The organism is Sphingobacteriales bacterium, assembly GCA_012517435.1.
In the GTDB taxonomy this organism is placed as follows: domain Bacteria; phylum Bacteroidota; class Bacteroidia; order CAILMK01; family JAAYUY01; genus JAAYUY01.
Map to the genome: position 1 here is coordinate 27,141 of JAAYUY010000028.1, position 24,599 is coordinate 51,739.

Annotated in this window: 18 protein-coding genes and 1 tRNA gene; 6 read left to right on the forward strand and 13 right to left on the reverse strand. The window is 39.9% G+C overall.

The window, feature by feature from the left end; all coding sequences use genetic code 11:
• Positions 1 to 4: 4 nt before the first annotated feature.
• A complete protein-coding gene (locus tag GX437_01695; GenBank protein ID NLJ06362.1) occupies positions 5 to 1,267 on the forward strand; it encodes an anion transporter in 1,263 nt (420 codons plus the stop codon).
• Between the two features lie 51 nt (positions 1,268 to 1,318).
• Here GX437_01695 and rpmA read toward each other — a convergent pair whose 3' ends face one another.
• A complete protein-coding gene (gene rpmA / locus GX437_01700) occupies positions 1,319 to 1,588 on the reverse strand; it encodes a 50S ribosomal protein L27 (protein NLJ06363.1) in 270 nt (89 codons plus the stop codon).
• Positions 1,589 to 1,593: 5 nt separating this feature from the next.
• A complete protein-coding gene (gene rplU / locus GX437_01705; GenBank protein ID NLJ06364.1) occupies positions 1,594 to 1,905 on the reverse strand; it encodes a 50S ribosomal protein L21 in 312 nt (103 codons plus the stop codon).
• Positions 1,906 to 2,312: 407 nt separating this feature from the next.
• Between rplU and GX437_01710 the strand changes: the two genes are divergently transcribed.
• From GX437_01710 to GX437_01725, 4 genes are all read left to right on the forward strand, one after another.
• Positions 2,313 to 3,443 carry an SGNH/GDSL hydrolase family protein gene (locus GX437_01710; protein ID NLJ06365.1) on the forward strand — a complete coding sequence of 377 codons (1,131 nt, stop codon included), beginning with the start codon at positions 2,313 to 2,315 and terminating at the stop codon, positions 3,441 to 3,443.
• 7 nt (positions 3,444 to 3,450) lie between these two features.
• Positions 3,451 to 5,991 (forward strand): porin family protein, encoded by a 2,541-nt coding sequence (locus tag GX437_01715; protein ID NLJ06366.1) that lies wholly within the window; start codon positions 3,451 to 3,453, stop codon positions 5,989 to 5,991.
• Positions 5,992 to 6,103: 112 nt separating this feature from the next.
• Positions 6,104 to 7,255: a hypothetical protein gene (locus GX437_01720; protein ID NLJ06367.1), complete on the forward strand. Its 1,152-nt coding sequence runs from the start codon at positions 6,104 to 6,106 to the stop codon at positions 7,253 to 7,255.
• Positions 7,242 to 9,650, forward strand: coding sequence for a tetratricopeptide repeat protein (locus GX437_01725; GenBank protein NLJ06368.1), 2,409 nt, complete (start codon positions 7,242 to 7,244; stop codon positions 9,648 to 9,650). The genes GX437_01720 and GX437_01725 overlap by 14 nt, the downstream gene beginning before the upstream one ends.
• Positions 9,651 to 9,726: 76 nt before the next feature.
• On the opposite strand, the gene GX437_01730 is transcribed toward GX437_01725, so the two are convergent.
• The 8 genes from GX437_01730 to GX437_01765 form a co-directional block, all read right to left on the reverse strand.
• Entirely contained in the window at positions 9,727 to 10,827 is a 1,101-nt protein-coding gene (locus GX437_01730) for a hypothetical protein (GenBank protein ID NLJ06369.1), read from the reverse strand.
• Between the two features lie 166 nt (positions 10,828 to 10,993).
• Positions 10,994 to 13,933 (reverse strand): PKD domain-containing protein, encoded by a 2,940-nt coding sequence (locus GX437_01735; protein NLJ06370.1) that lies wholly within the window; start codon positions 13,931 to 13,933, stop codon positions 10,994 to 10,996.
• A gap of 80 nt (positions 13,934 to 14,013) precedes the next feature.
• Complete coding sequence (locus GX437_01740) at positions 14,014 to 14,862, reverse strand: EamA family transporter (GenBank protein NLJ06371.1); 849 nt, start codon at positions 14,860 to 14,862, stop codon at positions 14,014 to 14,016.
• A 163-nt stretch (positions 14,863 to 15,025) separates the two neighbouring features.
• Positions 15,026 to 15,802, reverse strand: a complete 777-nt coding sequence (locus GX437_01745; protein ID NLJ06372.1) for a hypothetical protein — start codon at positions 15,800 to 15,802, stop codon at positions 15,026 to 15,028.
• A gap of 10 nt (positions 15,803 to 15,812) precedes the next feature.
• Positions 15,813 to 18,200, reverse strand: a complete 2,388-nt coding sequence (locus GX437_01750; GenBank protein ID NLJ06373.1) for a TonB-dependent receptor — start codon at positions 18,198 to 18,200, stop codon at positions 15,813 to 15,815.
• Between the two features lie 55 nt (positions 18,201 to 18,255).
• Positions 18,256 to 18,987, reverse strand: coding sequence for a hypothetical protein (locus GX437_01755; protein NLJ06374.1), 732 nt, complete (start codon positions 18,985 to 18,987; stop codon positions 18,256 to 18,258).
• A gap of 23 nt (positions 18,988 to 19,010) precedes the next feature.
• Positions 19,011 to 21,656: an alanine--tRNA ligase gene (gene alaS / locus GX437_01760; GenBank protein NLJ06375.1), complete on the reverse strand. Its 2,646-nt coding sequence runs from the start codon at positions 21,654 to 21,656 to the stop codon at positions 19,011 to 19,013.
• 88 nt (positions 21,657 to 21,744) lie between these two features.
• The gene (locus GX437_01765; protein ID NLJ06376.1) at positions 21,745 to 22,446 is read right to left on the reverse strand and encodes a porin family protein; all 702 of its coding nucleotides are present in this window, start codon (positions 22,444 to 22,446) and stop codon (positions 21,745 to 21,747) included.
• Between the two features lie 96 nt (positions 22,447 to 22,542).
• Here GX437_01765 and GX437_01770 point away from each other — a divergent pair, with 96 nt between their 5' ends.
• Positions 22,543 to 23,172 carry a DedA family protein gene (locus GX437_01770; protein ID NLJ06377.1) on the forward strand — a complete coding sequence of 210 codons (630 nt, stop codon included), beginning with the start codon at positions 22,543 to 22,545 and terminating at the stop codon, positions 23,170 to 23,172.
• A gap of 184 nt (positions 23,173 to 23,356) precedes the next feature.
• Here GX437_01770 and GX437_01775 read toward each other — a convergent pair.
• From GX437_01775 to secF, 3 genes are all read right to left on the reverse strand, one after another.
• Positions 23,357 to 23,431, reverse strand: a tRNA-Val gene (locus GX437_01775).
• A 7-nt stretch (positions 23,432 to 23,438) separates the two neighbouring features.
• Positions 23,439 to 24,056 (reverse strand): peptidylprolyl isomerase, encoded by a 618-nt coding sequence (locus tag GX437_01780; GenBank protein ID NLJ06378.1) that lies wholly within the window; start codon positions 24,054 to 24,056, stop codon positions 23,439 to 23,441.
• Positions 24,057 to 24,061: 5 nt separating this feature from the next.
• The coding region (gene secF / locus GX437_01785) for a protein translocase subunit SecF (GenBank protein NLJ06379.1) at positions 24,062 to 24,599 on the reverse strand (538 nt) is incomplete at its 5' end.

Here is a 24,599-nt window from a genome sequence, read left to right on the forward strand (position 1 = left end):
ACCCATGCCTGATTTTTCCCATCTGCTTAATGATCAAAACATCTCCCTCGTTATTTTTATTATCACCTACACCGGTATTATTTTCACCCGACTTCCGTGGATCAATGTTGACAGGCCTTCAGCAGCCTTCTTCGGTGCTGTTGCGATGGTTCTTTTCGGCATCCTCAGTATCGATGAAGCTATTCATGCTATCGATTTCAATACAATCCTGCTTCTGCTCGGCATGATGATTATTATTGCTACCCTTCAACTGGACGGTTTTTTCTCCCTGATCGCCACCAAAACCATTACCTACTCCCGGAATCAAAGACGTTTGCTTGTGTTTATCGTTTTTGTTACAGGCATTTCAAGTGCTTTTCTGGTCAATGATGCTGTTGTCCTGATTTTTACGCCTGTTATTATCATTATCTGTCAGCAATCTCAGCTCAATCCTCTTCCTTTTCTGATGGCTGAAATTCTCTCGTCCAACATCGGTTCAGCCATGACCATCACCGGTAATCCGCAAAATATGCTGATTGGTATTAATTCCGGTATTTCCTATTCCAGATTTTTATTTCAGCTACTACCTGTTTCGCTGATGGGTATGATCATGATTGTTTTTGTTGTCAGGTGGGTTTATAAAAAAGAATTTACGACTAAAAAGAAACTGATAACCAACCATGATGAATTTTCCTTTAATTACTCCTCTATGAAGTTATCGGTTCCGGTATTCCTGCTGGTGATCATTTTTTTCTTTCTCGGCAAATTATTTTCAATCAGCATTCCCCTGATTTCCCTGACCGGAGCTTCCCTGATACTGATATTTGGAAAAATAAAGCCATCAAAGGTTATTCAAAAAGTTGACTGGGTGCTGCTGCTCTTCTTTGCTTCCCTGTTTATTGTGGTGGAGGGTATTGAAAAAACGGGCATTACACGAGAACTTATTTCTTCTCCCATACTTCATGAAGACTTGAAAAGCATAGGTATCATTCATCTGACCAGTCTTTTTATGTCGCAGATTGTCAGTAATGTTCCATATACCGTACTGATGCTTCCTGTAATGAATCAACACCAGAGCGAACTGTTGTGGCTCTGTCTGGCTTCTGCTGCTACCCTTGCTGGTAATGCCACTCTCATTGGTGCCATGGCCAATCTTATCGTTGCCGAAAGTGCATCTTCCTATGGTATTAAAATCAGATTCAATGAGTTCCTCAAGTCTGGTCTGCTGACCACTTTTTTATCATTTCTGATTTCGATAGCTGTTTTTTACCTTTACCTTCACAGATAATAAAAGGCTGTCTTTATTCAAGACAGCCTGACAGGTTTATATGTATTTTCCTTAGTTGTTTTCAGTCGTGAGCGGCTCAACAGAAACGTAGGATTTGTCGTTCCTTTTCTTCCTGAACTTCACCATGCCGTCAATCTTTGCAAACAAGGTATGGTCTTTTCCGATTCCGACATTTTCACCGGGGTGATGTACTGTCCCGCGTTGCCTGACCAAAATGTTTCCTGCTCTGGCAAACTGTCCGCCATATAATTTAACGCCTAATCTCTTGCTGTGTGATTCGCGTCCGTTTTGTGAACTACCCGCACCTTTTTTATGAGCCATTTTGCTTAGTTTTTAATGTTTGTGATTAAAATTTTTGTCAGATACTGACGGTGTCCTCTTTTTACCCGGTAACCCTTATGCTTTTTCTTCTTGAAAACGATTACCTTATCTCCTTTCAGATGTTCAACAATTGATGCCGTAACTTTTGCACCTTCTATGACGGGACTACCTACTTCTACTTTCCCATTATTTTCTCTCAGCAATACTTTATCAAACTCCACCACATCACCTTTATTGCCTTCAATACGATGAATATACAAAGACTGATTTTCCTGAACCTTAAATTGCTGGCCTACAATGTCAACTATTGCGTACATAAAATGTTTTATTTGGGGGTGCAAATATCCGGACTATTTTTTCAATTGCAAAATTAATTTTGATTTTATCTGAGTTTTTTATGCTCCTTAACATCTAACTTGACCTTTAACGAATCACTGATTTTCTATCTCATAGAAAATCAAGTTGTTACATCTCTCTCCATTCCTGATCTTTTTGCAAAACCAAGGAACTCACTTTGTCATTAAGTAAATAACATGATTCGACCTCATTTTATTAAAAATCTATTTAGTCCATTAAATGATGAATGGTTTAGCTAAGAATAATCAGAACCTTCTCCAAAATATTTTTACAAAATTTATCTGCTTTAAAAATTTTAATCTCCCCACATCTCATCTTCTGAGGAAGCGATAACTTACCTTTGCAGTATCATTATCTGTTGAATTTCATGCTGAAAATATATTTTTGGATTATCACCGGTTGGTTTATCCTTCTGTTTCTATTCATTATATTCAGGAAAAGAAAAGTCAGAAAATTATTGCTTTATTTGGTTCTTATCAGTTTTTCCCTGATTCTGCTCGAAGCTTTGTCGCTGATTGCGTTAAAAATCAATACCGGATACTGGCTTTTCACAGAATTGCACAACCCCAATGCTGAATTATTCAAGCCCAATCCATATATGGTCAGCGAGCCGATTCCTGGTGCCTGCCTGCATATCAGGGGGATCACCTATACTCATAATTCATTGGGATTCAGAAATAAGGAATTCAAAAAGGGCAAAAATAAATTCCGGATAATTGCCATTGGGGGCTCCACAACATACGGGACAGGAGTCAGCGATCATCAGACATGGCCATATTACCTCGACAGCTTACTGGAACCAAAAGCTGAAGTACTGAATTTCGGAGTGTCAGGTCATTCCACTGTTGAACATCTTGCCCAATCTTTTCTGATAGTACCGGATTATCATCCGGATGCAGTAATTCTTCTTTGCGGTTTAAACGACCTCAGAAACTGTTTCATAAAAAATGTACGGAGCGATTATACCGATTTTCACCCCTATAATCTTGAAGCGGTACTTGGGTTTCACCAGTTCAACAAATTGCCACGCTTTGCTCTTATTCGGGTCAGCATTCTTTTGTTACAAAAGATTGGTTATTACCCCTATTTCAATTTTCAAAAAGTCCATATTGAAGAGGAACATAGCATTGCAAATGATCAATATATGCTTGGACTTTATCGCAGGAACCTCTGTTCACTGGTCAATCAGCTTAAGTTTATTGGTGCAGAAATTGTTTTAGTACCTCAGGTCTTACACCCGGAAGCAGTTAAGGGAGGGGGATTGAAATGGTGGATTCCATATGTAAAAGATAATGAATTGATTCCATTGCTCGACAAATACAATGAAGTCGGAAAAGAAGTTGCCGACTCGATGAAGGTAATTTTTGCATCTGATGTATTGAATGCCGGCTGGAAAGCAACCGATTTTACCGACCCAAGCCATTTTACTCCTGAAGCTAATCTGAAATTTGCAGGAATTCTGGAAAACTGCATCAGGAAAAACATTTTACCTAATTAATTGACAAATGAAAAAAGCAATAATTTTACTGTTTTTCAGTGCTATTACATTTTTAGTTTCTTCCCAAAGCCCAGACATCAGCATACGAACCACAGGAAAAATATGCGGAGAAATTCTGGAAGCTGAATTTATCAATGCAGGAACAACAGAATTATACATCAGTATTCAGCCCTTTTATTTACCGGATTTGCCGGGCGGACAGGCAGTTATTGTCCCGTACGGATTATCCTTCAACCTTCAGCCTTCAGAGCGAAAGCTGATTAACCTTAATGGTTTTACAGTTTTTTCCGACAGACCCTTTCCTGAAAAAGGCCTGCAGTTTACCCGACAGGATATTGAAAAATACAGGCTCACAGATAAAACTGACTTTAATGATTCAATAAGCCTTTACGGGAATTATATCCCTGAAAAATTTACAGGTTCACGGCTAATCTCCCTTGATTTTATTCCGACCAAACCCGGCACTTTTGAACTTTTAGGCTATAAAATTGATTTACAACATCAACCCACTATTGCTTCCAGATTTTTGTTATCTCAGGCAAAGATGCTGGCAGATGGCTATGAGAAGCTTTTTACAGCCGGAAAAGTCATTACTCATTTCAACAATGACCCTCGTCTGGAAAAGAATATAATGATACAGGCAGCTCTATGGATCTGTTCTGCCGGACTCGAAGGCAAAGCATTGAAAAACAAAATTTTATCAAAACTCTTCAGGGATATGTACATTGCTGTTTTACATCAGAAGCCTGAAGATGATTTTCTGAAACACACCGATAGTTATTTACGCCTTCTCGACCGGATGGGAAAAGAGGGAAAAGTGTTTATACGACCCGAAGACCTCGACCGTAAGCCACAGTGCCTTCCTGCTGTAGTTGGGCTGAGTGCTATCAGCGACAATGTCAGAACGCCAACCTTCAGCAAGGTCAGGTTTGCTGAATATACAGTGAGGAATCAGGCGATGCTCGGCCCAAAAAATGATTGTCTGCCTTGCATTTTACGTGAAGATATGAAACCCGCCTTAAGAAATTACCTGTATCAGACCGAAATCACAAAAGCATACGGAAATTTTACCTTTTTACGTAATTTGCTCGATTCGGTAGCTTTACCCGTTTTTGTTGCCCAGCCGCTTTCTTATCTCGATGGAATGAAAAATTTTGAACCCCGCCTCTGGGTTGCCGGAAGTGATAAAGAGCTAAATGAAACCCTGTTGCTGATGTATGAAAACATGGCCTATTACCTCCAAAATATTACCAGATTTACTGATATTCAGGAACTTAAACCTGTATATAGTTTTGTATCTGCCTATCAGACGGAATACATTAACTTGTTTAAATTCATATCGGATGTCTTCCGTTTCAGGGAAAGCCGGTATTCATTCGACTGTTGTGAGCTGACAAAAATGCCTGATGTTTCTTACCTGCAACTCAGTCAAAAGCTGGAAGAATTTTTTAAAAAGTATCATAAGGATTTAAGCATAGAACTGCCACAATATGTTCCGCTTGTGTTTGATTCTCAGTTTTTTAACGACTTCATCATTAAGGGAATCGTTTTGTATAGCGAAAAGGCATTATTAAGTTTTTATAAAATGCTGGCCTCAGATAAGCAGATGATTTGCCTTGAAAGTCCTTTTCCGACAGAAAGATATTCCGCCCTTGAAAGAATCAATGCATTTCTGGGAACGAATCTGTCGGATATTGGTTCCTTTGCTTATGGCAGACTACAGGTAAATCTTGATGAGAATACCGCATTGGAGTTTCGTTTTGGCGAATGCAACTGCGGAAAAAAACGTGAAAGCATGTTGCCTTTTCCGGTCATCGAACCGGAGAGTACTGCCTTACTGACAGAGCGACTGAAGCAGGTCAATCTTCAAACCAGGTATGAGATTTCAGCTCATGCCGGCAGGGCTTATTTTTCTTCAGACGGAGCTTCTGCTTTTGACGGAGGTGGATTGGACGGATTCAGCAACATACCTCAGCTTGCCGATTCATTTATCAAAATCCGTTATGGTGAAAAATACTGGTTTTCTTCCCCCGACTCTTTCCGTTTTGACTGGTTTTCAGTTTACAGCCTTTCAGCAGGCTATGATCTCAATAAAAACCTGCAAGTGCGCATTTCGGGTTTCAAATCCAATGGCCTGGCACAGGCGAAAGCCGGATTTCACTACCTCTCCAACCCACTGGATAGTAATTCGGAAAAAGTCGTCAGTTCAGCTATTTTTACAAAAGTAAATGAATGGTCGGTCGGAGCTGGAGCCAGATATTATTCCGGGAATTATACCCGTATTTTTGGCGGAATTCAGCTTGCATACCACAGTTTTTCAGGCAATATAGCCAAAGATTACCTCGAAGAGCTTGAGATTGAAATGAAAAAAACAAATGGATTTTCCTGCTTTTCAGCCGGTATTGAAGCAGGTGCTCGTTATTACTTTAACCAGGATTTTTTTATTGAAGCTGCTGGCTTGCTGTCGAAACGTTTTGTTCAGAAAAGTTTTGCAGGAAGCGGAGGTTTTGATAAACAACTACTCATTGGTGCCGGAGCAAGATTTTAACAGTCGCTTAAGTCTCCGATCACTCATTCATTAAGATTTCGGCAAAACAGGACAAAAGCTCTGTATTCTCAATGAAAAACCTTAACTTTGATGAGCTTACTAATGCCTCATTATGCAAAGATTTATATCCACAAAGGTTACTTCTTTTGATGACTACGAACTTATTTGGATCAAAGTTGACCTTTCGGAATTCAATGACCTTGCATTGGCAGAAAGTATCTATTCAGGCTGCATTCAGAACCTGCATGAAAAAAACAGCTACATCCTTTCTGAAAAAGTGTTTGGGACAGAATCAATAATGTCCCTTTTATCTGAAATCAAGAAAAAATATATTGATAATCAGCTGATTAATCCTTATCCGACCAGTTATATTTATTCAAAACGGGGAGTAAGATTTGACAACTCCTGCTGTTCAATCGTTGCAATTCGGTCGTTATCCGGTTCGGTGAGTCTGAAATATATAAATGATAAAAAATCAGGAAAAATTGAAGGAACATACCTTAAGACAAAAGATACGGAGCGTTTGTACCTGACATCTTCAAATAAACGAGAATCAGGCACAGGCTTTACTGCTTCATTTTACAATCTGACTAAGGCAGCTTCTGAATTTGGTTTTAAAGAGAAAGACCTGATTCGCACCTGGTTTTATCTTGATAAAATCGGTTTTAATTACACAGAATTTAATCAAAACCGAAACCAATGTTATCAGGCACTTGGAATCGATTTATCCGCACAGTCGGATCATTTACCTTCGAGCACCTGTGTTGGTAAAAACGGGATAGAAGATAGCCTGAATGTGGAAGCGTGGTTTATTAAACGTAATAATGAAAACATCAGGATTTCAAGGATTTTTAATCCCTTTCAGAAAGAACCTGATGGAAAAAATTATATGTTTCAGCCTGCTTTTTCACGTGCCATACTGATAGAAACCCACGACTACAGGGAACTTCAGTTATCCGGAACAGCCAGCATCGGGATAAACGGAGAAACCTTATTCCCGGGTGATACGGCCATGCAGATTAAAACCACTTTCGAGAATGTATCAGCCATTCTTCATCAGTCAAAAATGGATTTTCAGGATTTTTGCCTTGCATATTGTTATCTGAAAAACCCTGAAGATGCTGAAATTTTCCATCGTATCATCAGGGAACTCAAGATTAACGCCCCTAACAGTTTATTGATTTTTAATGATATATGCAGACCAGATCTGACATTTGAAATAGATGGTATAGCTATTAAAAAAATCAGGAATGATGAAAAATAAACATTTACACTTTGGATGCTTGCTGAGCCTTTTTGTAACACTATGGCTGATGCAGGCCTGTCAGTCGAATGATGCAGAAAAGATATTTAATTCATGGCAGGAACATCCTGTTTATGCCTATCTCAAAATCATCTATCCTTTCGACAGCAGTTTATTCCCTTCAGATTTTGCCTGTCCCGGGTTCATCTGGGAGGAAGATAGTGCAAAGTCAGTTTCGTGGATCATTTCATTTTATGACAAGAACCAACACTATTGTTTTTCATCCGGGACAAAAAAATGGAAACCTGAAAGGGGTTTCTGGGAAAGGATAAAAAAAGAATTCAAGGGTAAATATTTGAAAATCTGCATAATAGGAGTAGATGATAAAAAAAATATCACTTCAGCGGCTCAGATTAACATTGGCATTTCTCCTGACCCTGTCGGAGCTCCGGTATTTTACCGCGACATACCTTTACCTTTTGCCTTTGCAAGAGCTCATGTGGATTCAATAAAATGGAGATTACAGGATGTCAGCTCTGATGAACTGGCACCTGTGGTGATGGAAAACCTGCCTGTTTGTGCCAATTGCCATTCCTTTTCCCCAAATGGCAAATATTTCGGGATGGATGTGGATGCCCTGGGAATTAAATCGGCTTATATTACTGCTGATGTCAAAGAGGAAATTGATTTTTCCCCTGAAAAATTCAATTATTGGAGCGACTTTCAGAATGGAGAATTTACTTACGGGCTTCTTTCTCAGGTTTCACCAGACGGACGTTTTGTCGTCAGCACCCTGAAAGACCACGAAATATTTGTCCCCAAACCAGATCTGTATTATTCCAACTTTTTCTTTCCCATCAGGGGTATATTGGTGGTGTATGATCGTCAAACGAAAAAATATTGGGCACTTCCCGGTGCAGACAATCCTGATTTTATTCAGAGCAATCCTTCCTGGTCGCCCGATGGAAAATACATTTATTTCACACGGGGAACTGCTGTGTCACCTGAAGAATCAGGCATTCTGAGGGGAACTGCCATTGCTGATTCGGTTAAATTCAATGATTTCCTCAACAGATGTTTTGAATATAAGCGTCTGGTGGTGTTCGATCTGTATAAAATTCCCTTTAATGAAGGCAAAGGTGGGAAAGCAGAGCCTGTCAAAGGTGCTTCAGAAAATGGAATGAGTAATTATTTCGCTAAGGTTTCTCCTGATGGTAAATGGTTGATTTTCAACAAAGCAAAAAGTTTTATGCTCCTGCAACCCGACAGCCGTTTATACATTATGCCGGTTGAAGGTGGCTGGGTACGTGAACTGGAATGCAACACCAATCAGATGAATTCATGGCATTCGTGGTCGCCTGACGGGAAATGGATCGTATTTTCTTCCAAAGTACTCGGGCCTTATACCCGTTTGTTTCTTTCCCATATTGACGAAAACGGACATGCCAGTAAGCCTGTGATGATTGAAAATCTTGTTCCTGACAAGCGGGCTGTCAATATACCGGAATTTGTCAACATACCCCCGGGTCAGAAGATGAAAATGAATGACAAGTTTTCAAAAGAAGGGGATTACAATCTGATTGTCAGGGCTTATTGGCTCAGGCTCAGGGGCGACTATGACGCTTCGCTTCAAACACTTAATTTCGCCATGAAAAAAACGCCATCCGACCCTGAGATTTTTTATCAGCGAGGACTCACCTATATCAAACTGAACCGCCTCGAAGAAGCCTTAAAAGACCTTGACAGCTCAATTGTGCTGAATCCTGAAAATGCCTCTGCATGGGGCGAAAGAGGACATGTCAGACTTATGATGAAAGATTTTAAGGCAGCAGTGAAAGATTTGGAAAAATCAGTTGCTATTTATCAGAAATCACCTCAGGCCTATTACAATCTCGCCTATGCACACAGCAAACTCGGAAATAAAAACGCTGCCATCCGGTATTATACAAATGCCCTCAGCCTGAACCCGGGATACATTGAAGCCCTGATGAACAGGGGGGTTGAAAGGATTGAAATAAAAGACTATCAGGGAGCCATTGCTGATTTTTCAGCGTATATCAGGCTAAAGCCGGATGATCCGCTCATTTATGTCTTACGTGCCAATGCCTATGATGAAAGTGGAAATTACAGTCAGGCTCTTACTGATTATGATAAAGCCATCAGCCTGAAAAGAAATTTTCTCCCTGCTTACCTCAACAAAGCCATCGCCCATTACAGGCAAAACGATTTTAATCAGGCATGGAACAATATTATTCAGGCCTGGCAACTAGGCAGTCAACATCCTGAAGTGTTGTACTGGAAAGGTATGATTAGCATAGCTATGGGTAAAAAGACGGAAGGATATAACGACCTGAAAGCTTCAGCTGCCAAAGGTTTTCAGCCTGCCAGAGCCGAAGTCGAAAAATATTCAAGATAAAAAAACCAGCTCACGAAATAATTTGCGGGCATTGTTTATAAAATTGTATTTCAACCTCCCGGATGCAGGTTACCGTTTAAGAATTATTGATTATTCGTCCTTTAATTCTTTTGTCAGCCAACCACATAATTATCCAATACACAGGCATTACAAAAGGATATAAAATGATTGCCAGAAAATAATAGCCATGATAATTCGAGGCTGCATCACCAATAATCAGGTCAATGATATTGAATGAGAACATGTAAATCAACAAAACTATAAACGGAAGAATAATACTGCCGGTAATGACAATCCTTGAATGTTTTTTTGCCGGCTCTTTTCTCCTGTATTTTTTAATACCAATGAGATGAAGAAAAGCAGTCAGCACAAAGAAAATGAGCGCCATTCCAATTGGTCTGACAGCAATCATTGCCTTTGCAAAACCATTAATTCCGGGCTTGTAAATAACTTCAAAAAAGTCTGCAGGTAGTTCTGAAAAATTCCAGACAGAAATACCATCATTCTGCCCTTTGTTTGGCTTTCCGAGATTTGTTGTCAGCGGATAAGTAAAGTCCGATGCGTCTAAGGTTATTTCCAGATTGTCAAAAGATTTCCAATATTTTGCTGGTGAAAGAGAATAACGAAAGCTATATTCCTTAACCCAGTCCGACCTGTCTGTCCAGACATTTGCCATGTACTCAACCCTGATTTGATGTTCCCCCTTTGTCAGGTCAATCTCAAAGTATTTCAAATCATTCAGATAATAAATGGTCCCTGAATTTTCCTGCCAGAAAATTTCCACAGTTTCCCCCTCTTCATCCCTGGATGATCGATTAAATGAATTTGAGAATTTTTCAAAAGGAGTATGCCTGATCGTCTTATATTCATAAGGTACATCAAGAACTTTAATCTCCCGGTTATCAACCCAGACGCTGAAATTGCCATTATAGTCCTTAGCGATAAATAGCATTGGAATTTGTTGGCCGGAAGTGTCAGTTCTGATGAGGTATTCTATCCTGTAAAATGCTGTCTTAAAGTCCTTATCAATTTTCAGGTAAATTTTTTCTTTGAGGATATCAATGTCATGGCTGGAGAAAGCAGAACCGGTTCGGGTTCCTTCCAAAACAGGGGATGCCATATTCGCCAAACATATTCGTCCGGAAAGAAATAAAATTATTGTCAGTATCTGCCTCATTATTTTTTTAAATTTTAAATCCGAAAAAAATATTTCAACCTATCTGCAAATCACGAACAAATGTAGGAAAAGATTTAATGGAAGTAGTAAAGACATATATCAATTTCTTTCACCATATTTTTTGGCAGTAAAGCAGACGTCCTTAAAATATTTCCCGGGCAATGATTTAATGTATTACATTGATCTTCATAACACAATGATTATCTCTGTTGATTCTGACGAGAAATGTTCCTTCAGGAAGTAATTCGGTCGAAATTGTATTTTGTGCCTTGTTTTGAAGTTTCTCTGAAAGCCACAAACGTCCGTACAAATCAAATATTTCGACTGAAAAAATGCCTTTTGATGTATTGATAGTCAATTCTTTATTTGCGGGATTTGGAAAAAGAACAAATGATTTTGGGGAAATTTGCTCCGTTATAGAGTTTAGTACTTCAATAAAGGCCGTTTTATTCATAGTATCAGAATTACCCTGCTGGTCAGCCACGGCAAGAGAAACTGAAAAACTTCCCGGTATGGGGTAATGAATGTAAGGAGGAGTTTTTCCCGTCCACTGAGATGGAGTGCCTCCCTCAAAGTTCCATTGCCAGCTAATGGGATTTCCTTCTGAAATGTCGGTAAACAATAAGCTATCGCCTGCAGTGATTTGCTGTTTACTGGCAATAAATGAAGCTTTCAGAGGCCTTTCCTCCACAGGCCATACACAAGTCCATAATCCCCTGCCATGTGTGGCTGCAATTACTTTATTGTCTGATTTTCTTACCTGAAGCATATCAACCCTGACGTTTGGAATGGTATTGCTTTGCAGTATCCATTCCGGAGCAGCGGCTGAAATATTATCACATGTCCATATCCCTGTTTCAGTGGCGAGCATGGCCTGAAGTGAGTTTTTAGGGTGAAGAATTCCCCACCTGACCGGTATGTCGGGGAGATTGCCTTCGATGGCTTTCCATGTTTTTCCTTGATCGAAAGTCAGCCAGACAGATGAAACTCCGTAATTTGAAATGGTTATCAGGATGGTGTCGTCAGTCGTACCGGTAGCTATGCCGGAAATGTTGGCTGTTGGAAATGAAGGGCTCCCGATTTCCTTAGCTTTTGCCGAGGTCAGTATTTTTTCAATCTTAAACAATCTTCCCGACAGGGTACCAACCAATACATCCGGATTATCATCTTTATATGACGGACAAATCTTTACAGCAGAGAATATTGCTGAAGAGCCTGTGTTTGCATTGATAATTAAAGAAACGGGAGGGTTATCATTGGCATCAATAGTCAGGAGTTTGTCAATATTATCTCCTGCAAAGGTTACTGCATTGGCAATCAAAATATTATCGGCAGAGGCATAATCGGCAGGGGAGATAAAAGTTCCTGACTGAATACCTGCATTGGCATAAAACTGACCATTGTCGGTAAACTGATAGCGGTTATAATAAAAAGATGTGATCAGCATGTCGGGATAATCTTTGTCGAAGAAGCAAAAAGCTCCATCTCCGCCATTTATCATATCCCTCAGACTGAAAGCCTTGCCTGTAAACCAAAGGCTGCCATTATCCTGAAGGCCTCCGGCATATTCATTTCTCTGCGGATGAATGTCGCAGGTATAAAACTGAAGACTGTTAAAACCCCTGTTTCTTGGATAAAAGACCGGTGTCGTTGAATTGGCATCTTCTGTATAAAAAATACCTCCATCGGTGGAGATAAGCATTTTTCCACCCGTACCAAGGTATAAAAACTGATGAATATCTGCATGAACAAAGTCGTCTCCGCCAAGGGTGTACATTTTTGCCCAATCGCTCATTTTCACCCATGAGTTACCGCCATTTACAGAGCGGTGAACATCCAGTCCTCCGATATAAACTGTATTGGCATTCAATGGGTCAACTTCCACAGTTAAGGCATGCCAGGCAATGGTAGCAAAACCATTTCCGCTGACATTGGGAAGGTTTTTTTGTTGCCAGCTTTTGCCCCCATCATTCGACCTGAGGATGTGTTTACAATAGCTGTAATTAAAACCTTCAGGAGTGAAATAGCCCGATCCAATCAGGGCATATACCGTATTGGCATTTGAAGGAGCAGCAGCCAGCATCACCCGACCCGGGACATTCAGCTCCGGTGTAGCTTCTATCATTTTCTGAAAACTATCTATGACTGTCCATGAACCGGGAGTTCCGGCATCCGACCATAAAATCACTGCTCCACCCTTTGACTTCATGTTTTTCATTGTGCCGGCAATCAGCCTGTTTCCTGCTGTAATCTCTATATCAGAAACGGCATAAGGTTCTTTCTCACCTTTAATATCCGGCAAAACCTGTGTCCAGCTTGCTCCTCCGTCTTCCGAACGATAAAGCCCATCCTCCGGCAGGCTTTGATGTGTTTGTCCCTGATAAAATCCTGAGACCACGGCAGCATACACTACTGAATTCCCGTTTTCATTTCTCACCACGATATCTGAAATATAAGCAAAATCTTTTGTTGAAGGGAGTTTAAACCATGTTTTACCTCCGTCACTACTCTTAAAAATACCGCTTCCACGCCCGGATGATTCCCTGTAAATGATCCTTGCTGTAAAAGGCTCTCCCGTTCCAACGTAAAAAGTGGAGGGATGGTTTGGATCGTAACAAATTGCACTAACAGAAAGATTTTCCTGAAATCCATCTGCTACATACCACATTGAATTACTGTCAATTATATTGTTATTATACCACAAACCACCAGTAACACTGCCCGCCCAGATTTTTTTACCGCTGCCTTCATTGGGATCTATCATCATAGCCCTTACTCTTCCGCCCATATTTGAGGGTATTTCATTCCATGTCAACTGGCTTCCTGAACGGTAAAAACCGGATGATTTGATTTGTTGTAATGCATTTTCCAGTCTTTCGAGCGGTACACGGTTTAACTCCGGATCGAAAGTCATCAGAAAGTTTTGCCAGGCTGCGGCTGCAGGTTCATCCGCCATTTGTTTTTCATTCCTTATACCAAAATGACTTTCATATTCATCATAAAAAGCACAAAGTTTCCGTTCAAATTTTTCATGAGGGCTTAAAACCATTTCCCCTCCTTCAATAAACAGAAACGATAACAGAATGACAAGGATAAACGCTTTCATAAGTTCAAATAATCAATGAATTCAGGTGATTTTTCAGGCTGTAATTTACATCAAAAACGAGTAAGAAAACGATCTGACTTTCAACTTTTAGCAGTTGAAGCTAATACGACAGCAGACAGGATAAGGCTACCGCCCAGCAAGGTTGACCATGAGGGTATTTCATGCAGCAGAAGGAAAGCAAACAAAATCCCGTAAACAGGCTCCATACTTGCCGCCAGGCTTGCATAGGAGGCTTTAATATGTTTCAGAGAGCGCACAAATAAAGTGTGTGCCAGAGCTGTGAAAATGGTTCCTAATAAGAACAACAGAATAAATGATTTAAAATTCAGACTGAAAGGAATGAAGAATAATAACGGTAAAAGGCTGATACATGCAAAACCATCGAGATACAAAGAAATCAGCCATGGGGAATTTTGCTGAACGAGTTTCCGGTTTCCCAGTGCAATAAAAGAAAAAGACAGTCCTGAGAGGATGCCCCAAAGCACGCCTTTTGTTTCAGTATATGCCAGATTAAATTCAGGTATCATCAGATAAACGCCTGCAATTGCGAGTAATGCAAGAAAAATGAACGTTTTTTTTAACCTTTCCCTAAAAAACAATGGTTCAAAAAGGGAAGTAAACAGTGGGAATGTACTATAGGATAGCAGGGCAATACCGACTGTGGAAAGCTGAACGGCTCTGAAAAAAGAAAACCAGTGAAAAGCCAGTAAAATTCCAAGGATTGCTGACAAGCCATAATCTTTATTTTCATAAAGCTTAAAACTTTTCTTATTAAGACCTAAAGTGAGGGAAAGAGCAGCAGCTGCAAAAAGCACCCTGCCAAATGTAATCACCATTGCCGGAAGGCTCAGCCATTTGCCAAACAGCCCTGCAAAGCCAAATAACATGACTGAAAAATGGAGATTCAGATAGGATAGCTTCCTTTTCATTCATGACAAAGGTCGGGAAATATTGGATTTACTTCCTGATGCAGCGACATTTTGTACCAGGAAATTTATCAGATTTTGTGAATATTCACGCTATCATTTAAGCATGACGTAATATATTTATCCTCTGACCGGGGAAAAAACCAGTTCAGAAAACATCCCGTGTTTATTTTTTCACTACTGCCGTAACTTTTTCTGCAATGTGCAAAGCAGTGGTCAGGGTACTGAGATCCGGATACAATTCTCCGTTTTGACCAGAATAATGTCCATGTCCGATGGGTTTTAACTCATACAAGGCCTGAAGGTTATCAAGATCAATATCAGCTGCATAAATCAGGGATGGTTGGCAAGAGGTTTTGTAATTTTCATCATCCGGATACTTGTTGTTGGTCCAGTATTCATTCCAGTCCCAGGTCTGGTTGATTTCCATCAAAAGGCGAAATTTTGAGGAGGGAAGTTCTCCGGTTTGACTGATGAGAACAAAATCGGCTTTGGGAGTGGCTGAAGTAACTGCATCTGGCATAGGTGTTTTAGCTGTTGGAATATAAAGGCCATCGGCTTCAACAACTCCTCTTTTGTGAGACCAGTAAGGAAGAGCAGCAGGTCTTCTTATCTCTCCCGGCTGCCAGTAGTTCCGGCTCTTGTCTCCATGTTCAAAAACCCCTTTGGCAATTGATTTCGCTACATAAAGAGTGGTAATATATTGTCCATCCATTGTTTCAATCCAAATAGCCATCAGCGGATGATTGTGATATTTGCCTTTCTTAAAATTCAGTTCAATCTGAGGACCTGTCGTATGCAGGGAAGTTGTTATAATTTCAGGCATCATTTCTACCTGCTGATTTTTTTTGGTTCCTGTACAGGTTGATAGCAGGCTGATTATCAGGACAGCAAGCAAGGTGGCAATTATTTTATTTCTCAGGGTTAAAATGCTTTTTTTCATATATGGAGTTTTAAAATTCTACAATGATACCAATAGAAGGCAATACCGTTCCCGAAAATGACCTGATGCTTCGAAGCTGATAGCGTTTGGGGTCATTAGGATCATATAAAATATTGCCATTTTCATCTGTGTTCAGTAAAAATTCCTGTGTTTCAGACTGAAAGTTATACACATTCTGAACGTCAGTATATAAGGTCAGAGACCATTTTTTAAAGAAAAATGATTTGTCGATGCGAATATCAAGTTGATGAAAAGGCTTGAATCTCAAGGAATTAAAGCGGGAGTAGTCGAGATATCCCCTTCCGCTTGCATCCCAGGCGGCAATCAGGCTCGATTTCTCAAGATCATAAGGCGTATAAGGAGTTCCTCCAACAAAGCGCCATTTAAAGCCAACATCCCATCCTTTGCCAAATGTTTTTCTGACAGTGATATTGAGCAGGTGTTTGTTGTCCCAGGCAGATGAGATATATTTTCCATCACCATTCAGAAATTCACTTCTGACAAAGGTATAGGAAAGAATAAAATTAATGCCTTTCCATTCTTTTTCCTGCATCAGCACTTCGAATCCATAAGCTCGTCCTTTGCCTGTAGGAACAACTTCTTCGTCTCCGAAGGTTCCGAAATCACCGCCTTTGCTGGCAATACTGATGGAATCGGTAACCGAAAACGGATAATTGCTGTATAATTTATAAAAACCTTCCACTGTCATCCGTGCAGTTTTTGAAGGACGAAATTCAAATCCAGCGACAAGATGATCAGACCTGATGTATTTAAGCCCATTTTCCTTGTTGACAAGAACATTGTTGTTGTTTCTGTATCCCATGGTGGTGTAGGCAGGGGGTTGAAAATATCTTCCTGTATTGAAATTCAGGGAAATTTTATCAGTTAAAACATAAGATGCTGAAAATCTTGGAGAAAACTGATTCAGCAAATTCGACATCTGTGGGGTAAAGCTGTTGGCATCCATTCTCACACCGAGCGAAAGCGACAGCCTTTCATCCAGATAAGAGTTAGTGATTTGTCCAAAAACATTCCATTTGAACAGGTCGAATGCCGAGTAATATTTTAATGTAAGTAAGCTATCAAAAGCAAACACTTTCCGGGAAGTTTCATTGTTATAGCGGGCAAATTCAATACCTGCCCCAAATTTTATTTTATAGGATTTCAGGCTTGAGGTGTTTTCATACCTGAACTTATTTTCCATTTCCTGAGATTTGTAGTTCAGCAAAAGATTTTCTGCTTTTGATTCATCATTGTTGAAATATTTGTAGGAGACATTATTTAGCATGTTTCGGCTGATGATAAAATTTTCAAAGGATTTTTCTCTGAAATGCTTAAAATTGGCGCCAATGGTATAGCTCCATTGTTTATTAACGGGCAGGTAGCCCAATATATAACGTTGGAACTCATTCGGGTTTTTCAGTCCGGTATTGAGGGTTGAAACGTCCAAAGCTCCTAAGCTAAGAATGGTTACTTCCGTTTTGTTGCTGATTTTTGATTTGACTTTCAGCTGATAATCATTATAGGTTGGCAAAAATGGAAGTCCGATAGCATCGAAAAGGAATTGAAGGTATGACCTGCGTACGGAAGCAATAAAGGTGGTATTATCTGACAGGGGACCGTTGGCTGTCAGTGCAAGGTCGGTTGCTCCGACTGATCCTTTAAAAGAGAGTTTTTCAGAATTTCCGTCAATTTGTTTCATGTCGAGTACAGAACTCATGGCATTTCCATATACAGCAGGAAAAGCGCCTGTATATAAATCCACTTCCCTGATAAAATCAACGTTTATTATCCCTGTTGCACCGCCTGAAGCACCCTGAGTGGCAAAGTGATTAATATTCGGTATTTCAATACCATCCAGATAGAACCTGTTTTCACTGCTTCCTCCTCCCCTGACGATGAGATCATTTCGGTTTGCCGGTGTTGAAGCTACTCCCGGAAAAGATTGAATAACTTTTGAAATATCGCGGTTGCCTCCCGGACTTTTTTCTATCTCGCTGATGCTCAACGTACGAAGACTTACCGGACTTTCTTTTTTTATTTTAAATGGGGTAGCCTCGATTTTAATTTCCTCTGTCTCAATAACTGTTTGCTGCATGGGAATATCAATGACCGAGGTTTTGGCACTGCTGACCTGAATTTCTTCTGTGATTACCATTTTATAACCGACTGAAGAAACCGCCAGCCTGATAAAACCAGGATTTACACCGGTAAATATAAATTTTCCGTCAAGGTCGGAGGTAGATCCGATATTGGTTCCATAAATGACAATATTGGCAAAAGGTAAGGGCTCATTATTTTTTTCATCATAAATTCTGCCCTGAATTTTTCCGGTCTGGGCAAAGGTGTTGATGATTGATAAAATCAACAGAATAATTGTAAAAACAGTTTTGTTCATTTTTCAGGCTTTCCTGTAAAACAAGTTAGAAGAATTTTTGTTCAGATGTAATTAATTATTTTGGTTTTGCAGGTGGCTTTTTCTCATCATACACATTGACCGATTCTTTTTGTCCCTGCTCGTTGTACTTAACAAGTTTTATAATATTACCTCCTGAATAGGTTCTCTCTGCCTTGATTACTCCGTTTTCATACCACTCATAGGCAAGACCTTCAATTTTTCCAAACTTGTAATTTTCTTCAACACGTTTACCTCCGGTAGGGTAATATTCCGTTCGCTTCATCAGCGTATTGTTTTCGTAGTATTTTTCTTCCTTAACCTGTTTATTGATAAACCACTGATATTCAATTTTTACGGTTTTATCAACCAGATATTCCTCCTGATAGATTTTCAGCCCGAGTTGATCATATTTGATAAGCCTGACCAATCGGTTGTCTTCATAGTGTTTTTCGAATTCCGTTTTTCCATTCTCGTACCAGGTATATTCAATACCGATAATGGAATCGTTTGAATAGGTAATCTGGGATCTTTTATTGCCGTTGGCATACCACTCCGTAAAAGTTCCGTGTTTTTTCCCATCTTTGAAGTATTGAGCCATTTTTGGCTTTCCGTCTTCATACCACTGCTTCCATGAAACGACTTTATTGTTATTGTATATTTTTTCTTCTTTTTTCTGACGGCTGTTGGGATATTTGACAGTCTCAACCCGGTTTGGACGGGGTTGCTGGGCAAAAACCATCTGGCTGATCAGTAGAAATAAAGTCAGTATTTTAAGGTTTTTATTCATTTTCAGGGCAAAGATAAGCTTATTTACGATTTCTGCTGTATTTTCTCCAAAATGTGTTTTCTTGCTTCATGCATGGCTCTCTGAATACCTTCAGGGTTTTTGCCCCCTGCACTTGCAAAAAATGGCTGACCTCCGCCTCCACCCTGTATTTCTTTGCTGATGGATTTTATCAGCTCAACAGCATTTAGTCCTTTTTCTTCAATCAGTTCAGCGCTCAGCATCACCCACAGATTGGCCTTTCCTGCTGTCTGTGAACCAATTACCACCACTGATGGCTTAAGCTTTTTATTGATTGCAAAAACAAGATCTTTTATCAATGAAGTATTTTCAATATCAATCTGCTTGACAATCAGATAAATATGATTAATTTTCTCGGCTTTTTCCATTAAACTCTCAGCAAGATGATTCATTTTTTCCTGCTGTAAACCTTCATTTTCTTTTTTCAGGCTTTTGTTTTCATCCAAAAGTCTTTCAATAGCAAATTGAATTTCTTCTGATGGTGTGTGAAGAATTTCGGCAGCATTTTTCAACGCAATCTCCTGATTTTGAATATATTTCAAGGCATTGAGCCCGGTTACGGCTTCTACTCTCCGGATTCCTGCCGCAATGGCACTTTCGGAAACAACTTTAAAAAAACCAATTTCTCCTGTGTTTTTCACGTGTGTACCTCCGCAGAGTTCAACAGATTGACCAAACTGTATCATTCTGACTTTATCTCCGTATTTTTCACCAAACAAGGCTATCGCACCTCTTTCAATTGCTTTTTGGTAGTCAATCTGACGTTCCTCCGAAAGGGAAAGGTTTTCCATGATTCTTTCGTTGACAAACTGCTCTATTTCAAAGATTTCCTGTTGACTTACCTTAGTAAAATGTGAGAAGTCAAAGCGTGTTCTTTCATGATCAACATAGGAGCCTTTTTGTTCAACATGAGGGCCTAATACCTTACGCAAAGCCTGATGCAACAGATGAGTGGCAGAGTGATTTTTCATGGTTGCCCTTCTGTCCGATTCATTGACTTTTGCCCTGAACACGGATTGAAGCCGTTCAGGAAGTTTTTTTGCCAGATGAACGATTAAATCGTTTTCTTTTTGAGTATCAATAATTTCTATAACTTCATGATCATCAACAATTTGCCCCCTGTCACCCACCTGTCCACCGCTTTCAGCATAAAATGGGGTTTTATCAAATACCAGCTGAAATATTTCTTCATTTTTGACTTTAATCTTTCTGTACCTGTTGATTTTCACATCACATTCAAGTTCATCATATCCCACAAATACCGTTTCACTATCTTCCTTAGAAACCATCTGCCAGTCGTCACGTTCGATAATACCTGCCTGCTTCGACCTTTGTTTTTGTTTGTCAAGTTCCTGCTGAAATTCTTCAAGATCAACATCCAGATTTTTCTCCTTTAAAATCAATTGAGTGAGGTCAACAGGGAATCCATAGGTATCATAAAGAATAAAGGCCGTCTTTCCATCGAGTTGTTTTTTCCCGGAGGAAATAACATTTGAGGTGGCCTGATTCAGCATTTTAATCCCAGTATCGAGTGTACGAAGGAAGTTTTCTTCTTCTTCCCTGATTACTTTTGAAATAAACTCCTGCTGGGTCTTTAATTCCGGAAACTGATTTCCAAGTACATCCGACAAGGTGGGTAAAAGTTTGTATATAAAAGACTCTTTTTGATTCAGATAAGAAAAACCATAGCGGATAGCACGTCTGAGAATACGTCTGATAACATAGCCGGCCTTGTTGTTGGAAGGAAGCTGGCCGTCAGCAATGGCAAAAGCGACTGCCCGGAGATGGTCGGCAACCACACGCATGGCCACATCGCTCAAACCACCCATGCCATAACGAAGACCTGTTATTTCTGTAATTTCCCTGATGACCGGCTGGAAAATATCTGTATCATAATTTGATTTTTTCCCTTGTAAGACCATGCAGAGTCTTTCAAAACCCATTCCCGTATCCACATGTTTTTCAGGAAGTTGAATAAGAGTTTTATCCGACTGTCTGTTAAACTGAATAAAAACGAGGTTCCATATTTCAATCACTTCAGGATTCCCGGTATTGACAAGTTTTTCTCCGGGTATTTCCCTGCGTTGTTCATCATTTCTCAGGTCAATGTGGATTTCAGAGCAAGGTCCGCAAGGGCCTGTTTCACCCATTTCCCAGAAATTATCTTTTTTTGAACCAGCCAGTATTCTGTTTTCAGGCAGTATTTTTTTCCAGAATTCGTATGATTCCTTATCGGGATCGAGGTTTTCGCTTTCGTCTCCACCAAAATAAGTGGCATACAGCCTGTTTTCATCAATACCATATACATCGTGGAGAAGCTCCCATGCCCATTCGATGGCTTCTTTTTTAAAATAATCGCCAAAACTCCAGTTGCCAAGCATTTCGAACATGGTATGATGATAGGTATCGTGCCCCACTTCCTCAAGATCATTGTGTTTACCGGATACCCGCAGACATTTTTGTGTATTGGCAATTCGCTTGTTTTCTGCTGTCTTGTTTCCTAAAAAATAATCCTTGAATTGATTCATGCCTGCATTGGTAAACATCAGGGTCGGATCATTTTTAACAACTATAGGGGCAGATGCAACAATTTTATGATTTTTTGACTGGAAAAATTCAAAGAATTTCTGACGGATTTCCTGGCTTTTCATTTTTAAGAGAATTATTAAATAAACTGCAAAGGTCTGAAATTTCCGGCAGACCTCAAACAGGAAACATGAGCAATAGGACGAAGCCTGATTACTTTATCTCCAGCAATAAACCGAGATTGATTCCGGTGCTGTTGTAAGGGAATGTATGGTGCAGTGGCTCTTGTCCGCTTGGGTACGGATAATCGATTTTATCATAAAACTTCACCACTGTTCCATCTGATTCTTTACGGCTACGTGGAAACCAAACCAATGAAGCATGATAAATTTCACCAAAAATGCTGACGGGCTCTAACACTTTAATCCTTATTCCCAAGCTGCCGTTATATCCAAAAGGTATTCCTCCCCTGAAATGCTTGACATCCGTACCACCGACTGTTAATTTCATCAGAGGCAAACCTGTCAGAAAGCCTGCTTTCAGATAAGGGTTCACCTTTTTTTCATTATTCATTATGAAAATCATGGAAGGACTTACCGAGATAAGTGATCCCCTGAATTCTTTTGTTAACATGCCCGGAACAGTAACTTTCTGCCCCGTACTGTATCCCAGCAAGGCTTCAAAACCAATATGGCTTTTGGTAAAATAGCCAAGGGCTGCAGAAATATTGATGCCTCCACCAAAGCTCCCATAGATGTTTTCATCGTAGGTAGTAGCGTAATACACCCCGATTATTTGTTTTTGGGTGGGAAGCCCATACCCTGCCTGACCTTTTATAAAGAATGACTGGCTTTTTATCTGTGCTGAATATAATAATATTATTACAACAGCGCCAAGTTTAATAACTGTTTTCATGTATTTTTTTCTGCAATATTAAGAATAATTAATCACAAGTATTTATGTTTTCTGGCACAAAATTATCTTTGTAAGCTACCCTAAATTAAGCATACCATGGGAATCACTGAGTTTATTGCCACCTATGTAACTGATTTTATCGATAAGACGGGTTATATTACCATATTAATCGGAATGACAATGGAAAGTATGGTTTTCCCGGTTCCAAGCGAGGCAGTCATGCCATTTGCCGGTTTTCTGATCGCTGAAGGCCGTTTTACTTTTGCCGGTGTTATTGGATTCAGCACTTTGGGGAGCCTGATAGGCTCTTATTTATCTTACCTGATCGGCAGATATGGCGGAGAGCCTTTTATCAATAAATTTGGGAAATATCTTCTGCTTGACCACGAAGAGCTGGAAATTACCAATAAGTTTTTCAGCCGTTACGGCCAGCTGACTGTATTTATCAGCAGGTTTATCCCTGTGGTGCGACATCTGATTTCGATACCAGCAGGGATTGCCAAAATGAATCTTTTCAGGTTTATGTTGCTGACCCTGATTGGCGCAGGAATGTGGAATGCCTTTCTGGCCTGGTGTGGATATTATCTTCGCCAACGCTGGCATCTGGTCATGGAATACAGCCATGTGGTGGATATTGTCGTTTTGGTTATTTTGGTTCTGCTGTTTTTAATGTTTGTCTATCGCCAATACCGGAAATATACAAAAAGGAGACTGTTGGCAAAATAATAGATTTTCGAGCAGAAGATCAACCATTCCTCGCTAAAAAGAATTGTCATAGATAATTCAGAATCACATATTCAGGCAAGAAAAAGCACAGAAGAAAAATATCCTGATTATTTAATCCGGTTTATTTCACCCAAAAGGATTATTTTGTCAAATGATGAAAAGCAGCAGGAAGGATAAAATCAAGTGGGGCGTACTGGGCTCGAACCAGTGACCTCTTGCCTGTCAAGCAAGCGCTCTGAACCAACTGAGCTAACGTCCCAAAGCCTTTATTTTGGCACTGCAAAATTATACTTTTTCAAAAGATATTTTTCTGATACCGTTAAAATTTTTACGCTCATTCTAATGTTTTCAACCGGCCTGTCGTTTTGACCCTTTGGCTGGTCGGCAATTTTTTCTGCCACCTCCATTCCGGATATAACCTTTCCAAACACGGTATAGCCACCATTTAAGTGGGGTGTACCATTTTTGTTGATGACGATATAAAACTGCGACCCGCTCGACCTGCGTTCTGGATTGATGTTGTCGCCTTCGCGGGCAGCTCCCACAGCCCCGTATTCATGTTTCAATTGTGGACGAATTTCAGCAGGTATAGTATAATCAGGGCCTCCTTGCCCGTCATTCAACGGATCGTTGTCTTTCGAATTGGGATCGCCTCCCTGAATCACAAAGTTTTTTATTACCCTGTGAAAAGTTGTCGAATCAAAATATCCCTCACGGGCAAGTTTGATAAAATTTTCCTTGTGCTGAGGGGTTTCCTGATAGAGCCAGATTAATATTTTTCCAAACCTTGTTGAAATTTCAGCTATCTCATGTTTCTTTGATGGCTGCTGAGCTACACATGAAAAACCAAATAACAAAAACAAATAAATAGCCGTATTTTTCATCATTTTCAGGCCTTTTTCTGTCCCTGAGCTTCCCTCAAAATTGTCTGCTCTTTTTTGCTAAACTCAATCAGAATAGGCGTTGAAACAAAAATGGAAGAATAAGTTCCAACAATAATACCTATCAATAAGGCAAATGAAAACCCGCGGATGACCTCACCACCAAACAGGAATAATACGATAACCACCAAAAGAGTAGTACCTGCGGTTAGTAAGGTACGGCTAAGTGTTTCATTGATGGCCAGATTAATAGTTTCAAAGTAAGGCCTTTGTTTCAAAAGCCCAAGTTTTTCCCTGATCCTGTCGAACACCACCACCGTATCGTTTATGGAATAACCAATAATAGTCAGCAGGGCTGCGATGAATGCCTGATCAATTTCGAGGCTGAAAGGTAAAATATCTTTGAAAAGAGAAAATATCCCCAGAATAAAAAGAACATCATGGAAAGGAGTCAATGTAGCGGCAAGAGCATATTGCCAGGTCCGGAACCTGACAAAAATGTAAAGAAAGATAATGAAAAGAGAAATAACAATAGACCAGACAGCA